Origin of the sequence: Heyndrickxia oleronia (assembly GCF_017809215.1) — a bacterium.
Taxonomy (GTDB): Bacteria; Bacillota; Bacilli; order Bacillales; family Bacillaceae_C; genus Heyndrickxia; species Heyndrickxia oleronia.
The window spans coordinates 2,412,226-2,428,432 of record NZ_CP065424.1 but is presented as its reverse complement, the minus strand read 5'-3'; the positions used below and the strand labels follow the sequence as shown (position 1 = coordinate 2,428,432).

Genomic DNA, 16,207 nt, shown 5'->3' with positions numbered 1-16,207 from the left:
TGACTATGAGGTGTTAAAATGCAGTTAAATGAGTTTATGCACAAAAATTACCCCAATTTAGAGCTTAGACCACCTTTATTTTATAGTTGGGATATTGGGATTCGTTTTGAACTTGGTGTAGAGTGGAAAAGGGATTATGATTATCCAAACAACCCCTATATATTGAGGTGTTATAAAAGGGCGATTACTTTATTTGAATCCGTACATTCTCCAACAGAAGATATTTTTGTAGTGATAGATGTCAATGATTTTGTTAAAGGGAAAAACCTAAAGCATCAGTTAAAGAATTTTCGCCTCTATGTTAAGAAACCATTATTGTTTAGTTTAAAATATCAAGAACTGCCTTATATTTTTCCAGAAGATGATGAAGAAGGCACGTATAAAACTCACAGATTTACTCTAAAATGCAAAACATCCGATTTTAAATATGTTTCATTGCTAAAAGCAATTTGCAATCAAGACATGGGTTTGGAACCGAGAATTTTCCACAGGGTATACTTCATTAATATCAATAGAAAAACCATCTTTCACGTTTACGATGATAGAGGTTGTGATTTGTTGGCCACTTCATCCGCCACAATAAGAGATGTTTATAGCAGGTACAATGACTGGATTTTAGACTATGACAGACCTAAGATTGAAAAAGTATTTAATTGAATTTTATATGGGGAAACGTCTTAAATAAGCGGCTCCCATTTTTATAATTTAACAGAACTATTCGAAAAACAAAAAAAGCATCCCTGATTATATTTATCATGAGAAAAAGTTTAATAATCCATCTAAAGAATGGACGGATGATCTGCTTATAGAATACTTGTCAAAATCTAGTTAACAATTGAAAAAACTATGAATCACATCCCAACTGATATGTAATCCATAGTTCATTCATTAAAGCAGTTTGGCTTCGTCATTTACTCTTATACTGTCAATTATTTGGGTTATATTTTCCTTCCGCGAAAGAGAACACCCCACTGTCTTCTACAGCATGACTGGCAAACCACACGTCGGGATAATGATTCATCAGTTGATTATTGATCTAGCTCAACAAAATAGTGCAGTTTACCCTAACTGGCGTTTAAATTGCTTGCTAGCGAAAAAGTAGGCGATAACCATGATGCCAACGCACCAAGTAAGCGCGATCCAGATATCATTGCCAACATCCCCTTTATATAAGAGAGCTCGAATCGCATTCACGATTGAAGTCACTGGCTGATTCTCAGCGAATGCACGGACAATTTTAGGCATAGTTTCGGTGGGGACAAAGGCCGAACTGATAAACGGTAGAAAAATTAGCGGGTACGAATAGGCTGTCGCTCCTTCCATAGACTTCGCTTTCAATCCGGGAATGACAGCCAGCCACGTTAGAGCTAGTGTAAATAGCCCAAGTATTCCAGCTACCGCGAGCCAATGCAGAATATCAGCGTTCGAACGGAAGCCCATCAAGAGTGCGACGAGGATAACCACCACGACTGTAAGTGCATTGGAAACAAGCGAAGTTAACACGTGAGCCCATAATACCGACGAGCGCTTAATTGGCATAGTAATGAAACGTGCCATCAGTCCACTCTTTACATCCGTAAACAACCGTAGGGACGTATATGCGACGCCGGAAGCGATAGCCATCAACAAAATTCCTGGCAATAGATAATTGACGTAGTTGTCCGCGCCTGACTTTATGGCGCCACCAAATACGTAGACAAACAGCAGCATCATCATAATCGGTGTAATCGCCACCGTGATAATTGTATCCGGGCTCCGCATGATATTGCGCATTAAACGTCCTAGTAATACCCCTGTTTTGCTTTTCATTTACATTTCCTCCTTTTTGCCGATGATTGCAAGGAAAATTTCCTCCAATGTCGGCTGCTTTTCAATGAACTCTACTTTCGCTGGCGGAAACATTTCTTTGAGTTCGGTAAGGGTACCGGTCGTGATAATTTTTCCATCATGCAGAATTGCGATACGATCCGCCAATTGTTCCGCTTCCTCCAGATACTGGGTCGTCAGCAAGATGGTTGTGCCTCCGTTGGCAAGTTCCTTGACGGTATCCCAGACTTCAATCCGTGCTTCGGGATCAAGACCTGTCGTCGGTTCGTCGAGAAAAATGACTGCTGGCTTTCCGATCAGGCTCATGGCAATGTCAATACGACGCTTCATCCCACCTGAATATTGCTCCACCCGGCGATTGGCCGTATCCGTCATGCTGAATCTTTCAAGAAGACTGTCTGCAACTTGTGCGGCGTTGGCAACTCCTCGCAATTTGGCGATCATCATCAGGTTTTCCCGACCAGTAAGCATGCCATCTAAAGCTGCGAACTGCCCTGTTAAGCTAATGCTCTGGCGAACCTGATCCGGTTGACGCTGAACGTTATATCCGCAAATACTTACTTCACCACAATCAGGCTTCAACAGTGTCGAGAGGATGTTGACCGTCGTCGTCTTACCCGCTCCATTTGAGCCAAGCAGAGCGAAAATTTCGCCAGGCCGCACCTCAAAATCCACCCCCTTTAAAACTTCTTTATCTTTAAAGGATTTTTTTAACGCTTTTACAGAAATCGCTACATTGCCCATACTTATCTCCTCCTCTTAAAAAGTACCTTTTGAGCGTAGATTACTTTACTATCTACTTAGTCTCACTGATATTCTGTATTACTTAGTACTGAATGAAAAATATAACTGAATAACGAAGGTGGCAATTCACATTTATAACCAGCTATTCAGTCGGTATTATTTATGAGTTTATTTTTTTCCCAAGCGCTTCAAGATACTCTCATTCAAATCTTCACGATACTTGGCAAAGTAGGTTTTTGCATTTGCCACTAGCTCATCAGCAAAGGACGCCACATCATCTCCCGTAATTTCCAGCACTTGTCTGCCTTCGGCTGCACCTGCTTCGAACAAATCAATTAATTCATACTGTATTTGTAACATATCCATCCCGTTGCCCGCTGTGAATTTCCACATATAGTTTTGAATTTTCTTAAATACATACTGATAGTCCTCTGGCATGGCTTCAACACGTGCCATCATCATCTTGTATTCCTTTTTATCACCTATCATTTTTTTGAACATTTCCATCATGTTATTTTCCTCCTTTTTTATAAAGCTAAACAAGACACACCAAAAATATCGGATGGAATATCTTATGAAGCTAGGTAGACTTCAAGACATTAATTTTTGATGATACAAAATCCCATTTTTCCCAAAACAATTCAAGTTCCTTGCGTCCAGCCTCATTAAGCGTGTAAAACTTGCGGGGCGGCCCCATATCTGACGGCTTCTTTTCAATGTTCACAAGTTTTTTCTTTTCTAATCGTACGAGGATAGTGTAGACCGTCCCTTCCACGACTTCGGTAAACCCAAGATCGTTCAGGCGGCGGGTAATCTCGTAGCCATAGGTTTCTTGGCGGCTGATGATTTCTAAGACGCAGCCTTCCAGCGAACCCTTCAGCATTTCAGTTAAATTTTCCATGCTCGATGCCACCTCTATTTAGTCTGACTTATATTCAGTACCACATAGTACTGAAGCAAATTTTTTTACTGAATAGCTTTGTAAAATTTTCACTATTCAGTATTACTAATTACAAGTACATCGTATCACCGAGTAGCAAGGATGTCAACAATATTTCTTAAAAATAGTTTGATACCTATATGGATGGCTATGCAACATCATCACAAATCAATACTGTATCTATGCAAATAAGTCGTACAAATGTGTTGAAAAACATTTACATAGCTTAAAATCACCTTTATTCCTTCGTCCAGTAATGGAAGAATTTTAGAATTGGCGCCTTATACTTTGCGGTTGAATCATGTCATCAAACAATGAAGATTGTTTCAATAGGCTTTAACCTGCCCAGTTTGATCGATAAAAAAAGGAGGTGTTGCAACTACGTCTGTTGTTACATACATGTCCCCCCTCTAGTTGAACAAGATATATGATTTATTTTTTAGATATGTGTAATCGAATTTAAGATTATTGCTGAATTTCTCGCATTGAACCTAATACGATATTGTATCCATCGGGGTCTTTTATACAGGCATTTTTAAACTCCCAATTGCCGTGTGCACCTATAAATGGCTCGACTGCAATCTCTCCCCCTTTTCCTCGAACTTCTTCAACTAGAGTGTCCTGGTCATCCCAACTAACATGAATATACGTGTCCCATCCAAAATCAGGCCCTTCCCAATCTGTAGGATAATCTAAACGCTTTTTGGATACAGCGTTTGGTCGTACATCTTCTGGGGAGTTTGACTGTTGAAGAATGATAATCATTCCGTCTCGTTCTGCGTGCCCCCAACCATCAATTTTACATCCTAATACATCACGGTAGTATTCCTGAGATTTTTTTAAATCGGAGACTAATCGTACTTGAATGGTTTTCCCTAATTTCCCTTTAATTTGTTGTTTTTGTTCCACCTTTTCTCACCTCTATTAATTTTTTGACTATTTCGCCAATTGATCAATAATTTCTATATACTTCAATAATTTCCTCCTAGGTTTTGTAATTGTTATTCGACATTCACTAGCCAAATTAGTTGAACTGCCATTTAATTCAATTAAAATCTGAAGAACCTCTGTGAATCTATAACTCTTCATAGAAACTTTTAATGATTTTCTAAAACTAAATGTGCTTGTTGGAAAAACCAGAAGAGTTCCCTAAAGCAAGAAAACCAGCAAATAAACTTTAGGTTAAATTTGGAGAAGAAATTGGAATTAAACAATGTAGTGCTCAAATAAAAAATTATTTAATTTAGATGAAATACTGTGGTAAACAAGTTTAGGAGTTGTTACTCTCCCCCTACGAAATGAAAATCACTGAGTTTAGTTCAGGGGTTTTGGCTAGAATAAGCAGTTGTTCTAATAGAACCTTAGCAAAAAGTTAAAAATAGCGAACGTATAGGATAATTCTAAAGAGGCTGGGACATAACTAGCTTCAAATAGTGAAAAAGTTGAATTTGAGCGAACTCAAATTCAACTTTTTCTATTTTTGTGTGTTAATTCTTCTATTACCGTAGTTGTTTGGCCGTGAATTTTCTTAAATTCACGGCCATTAATGCGAGTCCCATTTCATTTTCTACCTTCGATTTTCCTCGTACAGAAAATCGAGTGAAACGTAAATTAGCCTTCAAGAATCCAAAAACTGGTTCCACATCGATTTTGCGTTTTCGATAGATGGAGCTCGTTTTCTCTTCTGAAAGCTTCGCTCTCACATATACTTTTTGTTGTTCCCATTGTTCATTCACCATTAGTTTTCGATTGTTGCCTTCTTTCGCTTTTGTACATGATGAACGGAATGGACATCCCGAACAGTCCTCACACTCGTAGATCTTGAACCTTCGTTGGAATCCCGTACGATCAGTACGGACAGAATGATAGTGAAATTCAAGACGTTTCTGGTTAGGGCATATATATGTATCTGTTTCTTCACAATACTGCCAGTTGTCGGGATTCAATGGGTTTTGTTTGTACTTTTTCTTTTGCTCCTTCAAATACAGATTATACGTAATCAGTGCTTCTCGTTTTCTGTTCGAAAGGATATCATTATAGTTTTGTTCACTACCATAACCTGCATCTGCGACAATATGTTTCGGTAACACGAAATAATGGTTCTGGATTTCATCAAGAAATGGAATTAACGTACGTGTATCTGTTGGGTTTGAAAATAAACTATAGGCAAGCGTGTATTGCCCTTCTGTTGCGATTTGTACATTGTAACCAGCTTTCAATTGTCCGTTTTGCATATAATCATCTTTCATTCGCATAAATGTCGCGTCCAGATCTGTTTTGGAATAGCTATTACGTGTGCCTAAGATTTCAAAGTCTCGTTGATATTTTTGTTTTCGTAAGACAAAATCAATCAACTGTTTACGCACTTGTTTCGGGTATTTGCGTTCACTTCTTAAAGCTTTTCGTTCTGGAACGTCTGATGATTCCTCAATTTGTTTATCATACTCAGCTACGACATTGTCCACTTTTCCTACCAATTGAGCGAGCTCTTTCAATGATAATTGTTCATCACCTTCCCGTTCAATTTCAGGTATAATTTCGTTCTCAAGTAGCTCGTTATATAGCTGGTTTGACCTTTCAATTAAACTGTGATGATATTTCTCAATCGATTTCTTCCAGACAAACGTAAATTTATTCGCATTTGCTTCAATCTTTGTACCATCAATAAAAATTGCTTCTTGATCGATTAGTTTTTCCTCGATTAATTGGCAACGAAATTGGACGAAACATTGGCGAATTAATTCTTTCACATCTGAATGAACACGGAATCGATTGATTGTACGGTAGCTTGGTTCATACCCTTGAGCTAGCCACATCATCCGGATACTGTCTTTTAATAGAGCTTCAATTTTTCGCCCTGAAAAGACAGATTGGGTGTAGGCACATAAAATAATTTTAAGCATCATGCGTGGATGATAAGCAGGACAGCCCTCATTTCGCAGAAATGGTTCGAAAACTTCATGAGGAATACTTTCAACTAGATGATGGATATGAAAGGCAATATCATTTTTTTGTAATTTTACTTCTAAATCTAAAGGCAAAACTAATTGATTCATGGTATAATTTTTAAACATAAGGATCCTTCTTTCTGTATAATTTTGTTGTGGTGACTTAATTTTATCAGAAGTGGTCCTTATTTTTGTTAAAAAAATAATCAAAGCCGGTGAAATTTTACTTGTCGTAAAATTTCACCGGCTTTTTCATCTCAGAGGTGGGTTTTGTCCCAGCCTCTTTTTACTCCTATTTCAATAATCTAAACTGTTAGCTAAAGGCTGTTTACGTATAGTTTGTAGCTTTTGGTAAAAGCCCAACTGCCGTTTTTTACTCTCAATAAAGAATTCTAGCAATTCTTAGAGAGATTTCAGCACTTTCTCAGAAAAATTTTGAAGGAAAACATTAAAAAGAGCATATATTACCAATTGTTTCTTTAACAATAGCTGCTTTACATTTTTATTCAGCAATCAGCAATAGAAATGTAAATCATTTAACTATTCTTAAAAATCAATTCACCCTTCTTTTTCATATACCCATACATAAACATACATAGTATAAGCAACACCAAACAGCAACAAACCAAAAACAATGTCTGATTTATATTAGTCACTGTCATTATTATTGCAAAGGGAATAATAACACTAATTAACCCAGCAATTATTGCAATTAATGATGCCACGCTTTGCTTTACAACCGTAACTTCATTCATCCAGTCAAAATTCGGAAATCTTAAGTTTACAACAATCCCCATAAATGCAATATATAATGCATAAGATATTGGAAGAACAAAAAGCATTATACTTTCAATAAAACTCATTTGAAATACAAGTAGAATCAATATATTGTTAACAAATATAGCTGGTATTGTAATGGTTAGATTTACAGCAATTTTGCTGAAACATATGATTGGTACAGGTATTGGTGATGACTGTAAGATCCAAAGGTTTTTACCTTCTAAAGAGATTGAACTCATAGTAGTACATGTCATGACAATAAAAATCGAAACAACCAATGGTAATAACTTATTCAAATCTGTTGAAACTTGGGATATTTTAATCATTTCTGTAATTTTATCTGTCTCTATAAATAACAATCCAAAAGTTAGTACTGTATAAAACACGATCCCAATTCCAGTATTCAACACATAAATTGAAGTAGTGAAATAACGTTTCAATTCTTTTCTATATAACGCTATAAATGGAGATGACTGAGTTTGTTTAGTCATTTGAAAGCGACCATTTCGTCTCTTTGTCATAAGATTAGTATTAATACTTTTAAATTTTACTCCAATTATTGTTATATATAGTAGAAAAGAAACAATTGATATACCAATAAATGAAATGAAATAAAGGAAATTATTTTGACGAATTACTTCTGAATACATTTTTGTTAGTGGATAAATGTCATATACCTTCTCCACAAACCCTACACTTATATTACTAGTTATATCTCCTATACCAGTGCCAATATTCATTAATCCACCTATCAATAGGACCAATAGAGTAAATGTTATAACAAGATTTAAAAGGTTTGCATATTTGAATCTAGCCGAAATCATCATTACAACTGAACCAATACATGTTGCTACGACAATTGGCACTAGAGGTATAAAAAACAAGGTTATAATAAATAACATATAAAAAGTAATATCCGGTACTACCTTCATGGCGTATACAATGCAAGCAGGAACCATTATTATTATTGATATTGCCCCGTTCAATATATTCAACAATAGCACTCTACTTGCTACTACCAAACTAGTTTTCATCGGAAGGGCCATCAACAAATCATAATCTTTAAATCCAAATAAGATACCATTTGCCTTATACATAGTAAGTACTAAAGTTGTGAAGCTAGATACTGCCATCATCAATGTTAGAAGAAGTTCCATCTTATCGACTTTCTCAAAAACTGATGCTAATATATTGCTATATGTAAATGACACAACAAACAAGTATACAATTCCTATAATCACACCGATTAAAATAGCTATCCATTTTCGTTTTTGTTTTGGATTCTTTTCATGAATAGCTTTATTAATACCAAAGAACTGAAGTAATTGTACTTTCAGTAAATACCATATTTTACTCATGATTGACCAACTCCAAAAATACGTCTTCTAAGCTACTACTTCCCTTAACCTTTGAGATTTCCCCACTAGTTAATAACTTCCCTTCTTTAAGAATAGCAATTTTATTACATAACTTTTCTGCTACCTCAAGAACATGTGTTGAGAAGAAAATCGAACCTCCACTCTTACAAAAATCTTTCATAATTCCTTTTAAAGTGTGTGCAGCTTTGGGATCTAAACCGACAAAAGGCTCATCTAAAATTAGTAATTTTGGTTCGTGTATTAGAGCTGATATGATAGCAAGCTTCTGTTTCATACCGTGTGAATAAGTAGAAATTATATCCCCTAATCGATCCATAATTTCAAATTCATTCGCATACTTACCTATTAATCTATCCCTTTGAGATTGACTGACACCAAAAATGTCGCCAATAAAATTAATGTATTGAATACCTGATAAATGTTCATATAAATCCGGATTATCAGGAATGTAAGCAAGCATTTTTTTACATATTAAAGGTTCGTTTTTAATAGAATGATTATCAATTCTAATTTCACCTTCTTCAAAATCAAGAATTCCAACAATTGCTTTAATAGTTGTTGTTTTTCCTGCTCCATTGTGCCCGATAAAACCATATAAATCACCCTTTTCTACATCTAAAGATAGATTTTCTACTACCTTTTTCCCGTTTTTGTATCTCTTTGAAAAATTACTAATTTTCAGCATATTTATAATCCTCCAGTTTCTGATTCTAATAATTCACCTACCAAATTGACTTTATTAACTTTTCAAATTGCTTTTGAATACTGTCCTTTATTTATAATTTTTAGTTAGCTACTTTTTTTACTGCCACTGCTGATATAAAATATAAAATTAACATTACTATGAGTGTTACTATTACACACCCCCATAAGCCATCTAGATTTCTTTCACCACTAACAACTGATACTGCATAAGTACTTAAATTAGTAGGACTATACTTTAATGTGTCAACAAACCATCCGCTAACAATAGATAACCCTCCTATAATAAAAACGTTAACTATTGATATTGCTCCATTACTAGTCAATAATGCACTTGTACACACCACACAGGAAACAATAAAAAGGATATACATGCAATATAAAAGTGCACTCTTTAATACCAAATTCCATGAAACTACATCAAATAAAGTAGTTGTGTAAAATAAGGATAATAAATATCCAGAAATAAATGAAAATATCAATAAAAAACTGTTTGAAACTAGTTTACTAGCAATCAACGAGTATAAAGAAACAGGACGGACAAGTAAAATGCTTAGAGAACCATTTTTCCTTTCATCATTAATAGCTCCCATTACCGTAATGATGATTAGCAAAACACCAAGAGTATTGAGTTGTGACAAAACAGCTCCCATAATTTCCCCACCTGTTAATTCAGGCATGGAAAATATAGCCCCATCAGGTAGTCCACCACCCATTTTTAATATATCTACCATAAAATAATTAGTAATTGGCTGTATAACCATGTAAAGCATAAAAACAACTGGTATATAAATAATTTTTTTACTTTTCCATAATCCGACTAATTCCTTTTTTATTAATACTGAAGTTATCTTCATTTCTTTACCTCCTCCATAAACACACTTTCCAATGTTAGCTTCTCTTTTTTAAATTCGATAATATCAAGATGATGTATAAGACACCATTGTAGTAGTTCTTCCTTACTTCCCTCATTCTGAAAAGTTAGACTAGCAGATTTAGCATCAAGCATTTTTACAGATTTAATAAAGCTACAAGTACTTAAATCATATGGAAAATCATTTGAGATCTTTAAAGTATAGGTTTTAGATGTTTGGGAAATAAATTGCTCTAACATTCCCTGTGCGATAATGGAACCCTGTTTCAAAAACAAAACGTTATCACTAATTTCCTCTGCATCGTGTAAAATATGTGTAGAATACACTATAGTTGTCTTTTCCTTTATACTTGATAATATATTCATAAAATCACGTCTGCCAACTGGATCAAGTGCTGATACTGGTTCATCTAGGAAAAGTAATGAAGGTTCATGTAACAAAGCTTGAGCGAGACCAAGTCTTTGTTTCATCCCACCAGAAAAACCTTGAATTTTTCTATTTCTATCATCAGTTAGACCAGTAGATTCTAATACATCTGCCACCTTTGATTTTAATTGTAAAGTATCTATTTGAGATACTTTACCCATAAATAATAAAAACTCTTTAGCTGTCATCCAATTATAAAAGCTGGGGATTTGAGGAAGAAAACCAATTTCTTTTTTCCAATCCTTAGTTTTTTGGTAGGATATCTCGCCTTGATCAGAGTCTAATAAGCCCACCAAAATGTTCAAAAGAGTTGTTTTACCTGCTCCATTTGGACCAATTAAAGCAACGCATCTTCCTTTTTCTATTTTAAAACTAACGTCTTGTAAAACGTTTCGATTTTGAAAACTTTTTGTGATGTTTTTCACATAAATACTCATATTATCTATCCTTTCGTCCAAATACAAAGTAAATTACAGGACCTAATAAATTTACGAAAATTATAATAACTGCCCATAACCATTTAGAACCTTTAGTATTTTGCTGTTTAACTAGACTCGAAAGTGCAGTAATCATTAATATAAGTTGTAAAATGATAATAGGTAATAGCACCTGGAACAATAATGATTTGTCCACTTATTTTCTCTCCTTTTTTTTATCGGGATACACTACACAAAGATAATAAAGAATCATTCCTGTTGGAAAATTTAATAAACCAATAAATCCCCAAAACCATGCATTCTTCTCTCTTTTTCTTGCAGATAGAAAAATAAATATGCTTTGGCTTAATAATATGGTTATTATGACAATCCAAAAAACAATCTGCATATGAAATGGTAACTCTAAAAACTTAACATTCATAGATTATGACCCTCTTTAAAGTGATTCTTTCTTCCAAAGTATGTGTATATTATTGCAATACCAATACTTAGTACCTGAATAATAAAATAAACGATTGGTACCTTCATTATTAAGAGTGCTACTAATATTACCGATGCAACAGCGACAAATATAAATGTTATCAATTCTTTTCTCTGCTTTTTTTTATATTCTTCTTTTTTATCCTTCAATAAAACTGTAAGTGTCATGTGGTTTGGCGATGTAACATCGTAAAAATCATCTATTCTCTCAAATGCTTGTTTTATTATTTTTTCTTCTTCATTTTCCACTCACTTGCAACCCCTTTCTTACAATTAATATACTTTTATGAACCCTAGATTTAACTGTTCCTTCCTTTATCCCTAACATTTCTGCTATCTCATCATACCTGAATCCATAATAATGTTTTAATAATAAGGGTATCCGATGATTGGCATCTAACTTATGAATAATATCCATTATGTCATCGTATTCATAGCCAGAATGCAATAATTGCCATCGTAATAAATCTGAATAATTCTCTTTTGTCTTTTTAAGTAACCATCTCTCTCTTTTCTTTTTTCTCAAATAATCAATATAGATCCTAGTTGCAATTGTAATTATCCAACTAGTCCAATTACTAGAACCATCATACTTTTGAATATTCAAATAGCTTTTCAACATAGTTTCTTGCATTATATCCTCAGCTACTACCGGATCAAAAGTCATTTTGATAATGTATTTATAAAAAAAAGAATAATGTGTTTGAAATAGTTCAACAAAAGCTTCTTCGTCGCCAGATTTTGCCCTATCTATAAGTTTATCATTCATTATGAACCTCCTTTTTGTTGAACTACCTATAGTACGATTCTCAAAGAAAAAACGTTCATTTTATTTTTATTTTTTTTTTACTTTGCTCATATAATATTCATTTTTGATAAGACTCTTTTCTCAAATATTGTTGCTATTTAAGTAAAGTTTTAACGAAGCATAAGACTGCTACACCTTTCATTACACTGAGAAAAGAGCTGCTGACTCTATAAGAATCGTTGAATCCTTTATTGCGTGTAAAAGCCGGCAGTTGCTTTTACAAAAGCAACAAACAATTACGAAAGCAGCCTTTGATAAGCTTAATTCATCGGTTTCATTTTAATTTATTAATGGAATAATTTAGAAATATATTTTTCTATTCAAACCAACCTCGCGAAAGTTGCATAACAAAAAGCACCTCTGATAATTGTATAATTATTCCATCAACTTGCTCTTCAACTGAATAAAAAAAGAGATGCAGATCCTATCTGGATCTTCAACTCTAGATAACCTAGAATCAACCTTCTCTTATGTTATGCATAAAAATTTTTATATTTTTTCTTTAATTTGTGTCACAAATCCTAAAGCTTAGTTGTCTTATAATAGAGATCATATTCTTGTATTCATTATATTCAGGGGGTTTATTTATGAAGATATTGCTTGCTGGCTCCACAGGTGTAATTGGAAAAATGGTGATTCCCTTTTTACTACAAGAAGGGCATGATGTATTTGGGATGATTCGATCAAAAAAGCATGTTAAAGCAATGGAAGAGATAGGAGTTAAACCAGTAATTGCAGATGCGTTTGATCGCGATAGTGTTTATGCAGCATTAATTGAAACTCAACCTGATGTTGTTATGCATCAACTCACCGCACTAAATAGTGGCGATATAGACGATAATTCAAAAATAAGGAAAGAGGGAACACGAAACCTCGTTGATGCAGCTAATCACGTTGGAGTGAAAAAAATGGTGGCCCAAAGTATTTCATGGGCATATGAACCTGGAAATACACTAGCTACTGAAGAAACACCATTAGATATTAATGCCCCATTACCACGTAAAAAAACGATTGATGGTGTCATTGCTTTAGAGGAAAAAGTAAAAGAAATGCCTGAGTTCATTATACTTCGCTATGGTACATTCTATGGTCCTGGAACGTGGTATTCGAGAAACGGTAAAATTGCTAAACAATTGCATAAACAGGAGTTATACGCAACAAATGGGATCACATCCTTTATCCATGTAAAAGATGCAGCGAAAGCAGCCGTATCAGCTTTAAATTGGCCATCAGGAACTATAAACATTGTAGATGATGAACCTGTAAAAGGCACGGTATGGCTTCCCTATTTTGCTAGATTGATTGGGGCGCCCCTCCCTTATATTAAAGACATACATAATTCCTGGGAACGGGGTGCATCAAATAATAAAGCAAAAAAACAATATGGCTGGGAGCCTATGTATGCTTCATGGACTAAAGGATTCGACATGTTACATTAATATTGTATATAGAAAGTAGATAATACGTTGAACATAATAAAAAGGCAATATTTATAATAATAAATATAAAATATGATTTTTATTTTCTAACCTGACTTTTTACTTCTTGTTTTATAACGTTTATTCTTGTTCTATTAATATAGGATCTAACCGTACTTTTTTTAATAAATGACTAAAAATGTAGGTGAAACATTTTTTGAGCTTAACCTTATTCTTACTTTTTCCAAAGATGACCTATCGCTCATGCTAATCATTAATTTTGTAGAAAAATGAAAGAAGAAAATTCAAAACATATAAGATGTATATAGAAAATGACAATACCACGGTTATAACGTTTCAGATGGAAGGGATAGTCATGTTAATCAGTCAATTCAATATAGAAGTATTATATAAAGAATATAAAGATTATTGTCTTTGGATAGCGTACTGTTTACTTGGTTCAATGACAGATGCTGAAGATATTGTTCAAGATACTTTTTTAACATTAGGCTCTGTTAATGTTTAATGTTGATATTTATAGAAAAAACAGAACTTCCATAAAATTGGAGGTTCTGTTTGATTTTATTGTCTTATTGAACTAACGCAACTGATAGTTCAATAGGGATACGGGTAAATTAAGTGAATCTTGTCCCATTAAATTACAAATTCAAAACCCGTTGGTTTTTGAAATGGTACCTTACATTGTTTAAAGACTAATTTTAGTTCGGAAAAATCGTCGGGTAAAGCTGGTGATACGATGAAAGTATAGGATATATGCCCTCTTGAACCGCCACCTCCTTCAATTCGGCATTCATAATCAACTTCATTACCTTCTATGGAAAGGTTAAAAAAGGTAGGCTCTCGAAAACTTCTGGGCATTTCATCATCAACATCTTCTCTATCAATATTAAAATGAACAACACTGGCATTTTCATATTGACCTACATATGTTACCGAATAAAACACATCATCTTTCTCAAATGACTTTAATATTGGGATATTTTTCAGAAATCCTTTTGGCTCTATAACTGGTTTATATATCTCTTCATTTAAGAGATGTCCAAAAACACTATTTAGAAAATCCTCATAAAAATTATATTTTATAGACCAATCAGCTATAAGTTGTCTAGTTGGAAAGCCAGGATTATTTTTTGAAAGCTCTTTCCGTTTCTTGATTAAATTGCAAATTTGTTCATCAATTGCTTCTATATGCTCGTCATAGTGTTCTGTTGGTGGTTCAAATGGCATTCGTTTCATATTTTTCTCCCCCAATATAATAATAGGTTTATTTTAGCGAAATTTGGTAATGTAAGTCTTGTTGTACTAACATTCCCCGTCAGTTGAATAAAAAAAATAACCTTTATACAGTAAACCTAGATAATCTAAGTGTATCATATGTTTCTATATTTGGAATTAAATTCCCTTTTATTATCATATCGTTCATTGTGACTTCATTTCGCTGATGATTGATGCTTTCTAACACTTGAAACCACGCAAGGTAATTGTTAAGATACTCGGTCGCCACGCCGTTAAAGCGTTGTATCCAACCTTTCAGTCTTCGGTGGTAGTTGTTGACGTTCTGGATGTGATATAGACCCTTGGTGCGAATTTTACCGTCAGACTTAAACTGGTAAATGGATATATCCTTTTCAGTGGCATAGGTTTTAAAGGCACGCCAAGCATCGGTACATAAGACGTTTCTATTGGAAAGTTTATGCCCGATGGCTTTGTCCAATTGCTCTTTTGTCAATCGTCCCATTCCTAAAGTTTCTGAAAAGGTCACCTTGTCGCGGTCTCTTGCGACCAATACACATACCTGCTCCTTGCTTATGCCACGTTTCTTTGCGGAACCGCCACGTTTGCGTGGCTTTCTATCTTTAATCTTTCTTTGTCCTTTTTCAGAGTACAGGAAATAGGTCTCGTCCATTTCAACGATACCTTGGAAATTTGTGATTTCCATTTGTTTTAACGCTGTTAGGAGCTTGTGCCTCCAATAGAACAAAGTGACGTGAGTAATGTCACCAATCAACTCTGCTGATTTGCGAAGTGAATAACCTTCTATCATACATTCAATAAACTTCATCCAACGATTGAGATGACGGGTTCGATATAATGCCGTATTGGTGAAGTCAGTGAAAGTCATTCTACAAGCCTTGCAGCGATAACGCTGCTTCTTCACTTCTTCCCCATCTACGATAGTGGAGTATTTCCCAAACCGCACAATATGTTCTGACTCGCAATTAGGACACCGATAGCCATCCTTATTTTTACGTTCCGAGATCTCTTCCAGTACCGTTCTTGTGGACGATGAGGCAGTAAGAGCATCGATTAAATATTCCCGTAACCGATGTTTTTCCGCTGGATTAAGTTTTTGAATCGCTTTAAGGATATCAGTTGCTTTCACAATCATTACCAACTCATATTTGATGACTCCACTATAGAG

At 34.5% G+C, this 16,207-nt stretch carries 19 protein-coding genes; 3 read left to right on the top strand and 16 right to left on the bottom strand.

Annotation, left to right across the window (positions count from 1 at the left end; genetic code table 11):
* Positions 1-18: 18 nt before the first annotated feature.
* Entirely contained in the window at positions 19-657 is a 639-nt protein-coding gene (locus tag I5818_RS12170; protein ID WP_078111193.1) for a DUF3885 domain-containing protein, read from the top strand.
* A 402-nt stretch (positions 658-1,059) separates the two neighbouring features.
* Here I5818_RS12170 and I5818_RS12165 read toward each other — a convergent pair whose 3' ends face one another.
* The 14 genes from I5818_RS12165 to sigY all read right to left on the bottom strand — a co-directional run bounded on the left by I5818_RS12165 (position 1,060) and on the right by sigY (position 12,307).
* On the bottom strand, positions 1,060-1,809 hold the full coding sequence (locus tag I5818_RS12165) for an ABC transporter permease (RefSeq protein ID WP_078111194.1): 750 nt from the start codon (positions 1,807-1,809) through the stop codon (positions 1,060-1,062).
* The gene (locus I5818_RS12160) at positions 1,810-2,571 is read right to left on the bottom strand and encodes an ABC transporter ATP-binding protein (RefSeq protein ID WP_078111195.1); all 762 of its coding nucleotides are present in this window, start codon (positions 2,569-2,571) and stop codon (positions 1,810-1,812) included.
* 168 nt (positions 2,572-2,739) lie between these two features.
* Positions 2,740-3,081 carry a DUF1048 domain-containing protein gene (locus tag I5818_RS12155; RefSeq protein WP_071976008.1) on the bottom strand — a complete coding sequence of 114 codons (342 nt, stop codon included), beginning with the start codon at positions 3,079-3,081 and terminating at the stop codon, positions 2,740-2,742.
* 70 nt (positions 3,082-3,151) lie between these two features.
* Entirely contained in the window at positions 3,152-3,472 is a 321-nt protein-coding gene (locus I5818_RS12150) for a PadR family transcriptional regulator (protein ID WP_071976009.1), read from the bottom strand.
* Positions 3,473-3,976: 504 nt separating this feature from the next.
* Positions 3,977-4,420: a VOC family protein gene (locus I5818_RS12145; RefSeq protein WP_078111196.1), complete on the bottom strand. Its 444-nt coding sequence runs from the start codon at positions 4,418-4,420 to the stop codon at positions 3,977-3,979.
* A 590-nt stretch (positions 4,421-5,010) separates the two neighbouring features.
* Positions 5,011-6,585 carry an IS1182 family transposase gene (locus I5818_RS12140; RefSeq protein ID WP_209391915.1) on the bottom strand — a complete coding sequence of 525 codons (1,575 nt, stop codon included), beginning with the start codon at positions 6,583-6,585 and terminating at the stop codon, positions 5,011-5,013.
* A 410-nt stretch (positions 6,586-6,995) separates the two neighbouring features.
* Positions 6,996-8,597, bottom strand: coding sequence for a hypothetical protein (locus I5818_RS12135; protein WP_209391914.1), 1,602 nt, complete (start codon positions 8,595-8,597; stop codon positions 6,996-6,998).
* Positions 8,590-9,303 (bottom strand): ABC transporter ATP-binding protein, encoded by a 714-nt coding sequence (locus tag I5818_RS12130; RefSeq protein ID WP_078111333.1) that lies wholly within the window; start codon positions 9,301-9,303, stop codon positions 8,590-8,592. Before I5818_RS12130 ends, I5818_RS12135 begins: the two co-directional genes overlap by 8 nt.
* Before the next feature lie 100 nt (positions 9,304-9,403).
* Entirely contained in the window at positions 9,404-10,177 is a 774-nt protein-coding gene (locus I5818_RS12125; protein WP_209391913.1) for an ABC transporter permease, read from the bottom strand.
* The gene (locus tag I5818_RS12120) at positions 10,174-11,058 is read right to left on the bottom strand and encodes an ABC transporter ATP-binding protein (RefSeq protein ID WP_078111557.1); all 885 of its coding nucleotides are present in this window, start codon (positions 11,056-11,058) and stop codon (positions 10,174-10,176) included. The genes I5818_RS12125 and I5818_RS12120 overlap by 4 nt, the downstream gene beginning before the upstream one ends.
* Position 11,059: 1 nt before the next feature.
* Positions 11,060-11,254 carry a PLD nuclease N-terminal domain-containing protein gene (locus I5818_RS12115; RefSeq protein WP_078111558.1) on the bottom strand — a complete coding sequence of 65 codons (195 nt, stop codon included), beginning with the start codon at positions 11,252-11,254 and terminating at the stop codon, positions 11,060-11,062.
* The gene (locus I5818_RS12110) at positions 11,255-11,479 is read right to left on the bottom strand and encodes a transcriptional regulator (protein WP_078111559.1); all 225 of its coding nucleotides are present in this window, start codon (positions 11,477-11,479) and stop codon (positions 11,255-11,257) included.
* Entirely contained in the window at positions 11,476-11,787 is a 312-nt protein-coding gene (locus I5818_RS12105) for a DUF5345 family protein (RefSeq protein WP_078111560.1), read from the bottom strand. The genes I5818_RS12110 and I5818_RS12105 overlap by 4 nt, the downstream gene beginning before the upstream one ends.
* Positions 11,777-12,307, bottom strand: a complete 531-nt coding sequence (sigY, locus tag I5818_RS12100) for an RNA polymerase sigma factor SigY (RefSeq protein WP_078111561.1) — start codon at positions 12,305-12,307, stop codon at positions 11,777-11,779. The genes I5818_RS12105 and sigY overlap by 11 nt, the downstream gene beginning before the upstream one ends.
* Positions 12,308-12,933: 626 nt before the next feature.
* On the opposite strand from sigY, the gene I5818_RS12095 reads away from it, so the two are divergent.
* Positions 12,934-13,785 (top strand): NAD-dependent epimerase/dehydratase family protein, encoded by an 852-nt coding sequence (locus I5818_RS12095; RefSeq protein ID WP_078110393.1) that lies wholly within the window; start codon positions 12,934-12,936, stop codon positions 13,783-13,785.
* A 355-nt stretch (positions 13,786-14,140) separates the two neighbouring features.
* A complete protein-coding gene (locus I5818_RS12090) occupies positions 14,141-14,290 on the top strand; it encodes an RNA polymerase sigma factor (protein WP_209391912.1) in 150 nt (49 codons plus the stop codon).
* A gap of 128 nt (positions 14,291-14,418) precedes the next feature.
* On the opposite strand, the gene I5818_RS12085 is transcribed toward I5818_RS12090, so the two are convergent.
* Positions 14,419-15,021 (bottom strand): hypothetical protein, encoded by a 603-nt coding sequence (locus tag I5818_RS12085; protein ID WP_078111150.1) that lies wholly within the window; start codon positions 15,019-15,021, stop codon positions 14,419-14,421.
* Positions 15,022-15,124: 103 nt separating this feature from the next.
* A complete protein-coding gene (locus tag I5818_RS12080) occupies positions 15,125-16,174 on the bottom strand; it encodes an IS1595 family transposase (protein WP_420889504.1) in 1,050 nt (349 codons plus the stop codon).
* Between the last annotated feature and the right edge of the window lie 33 nt (positions 16,175-16,207).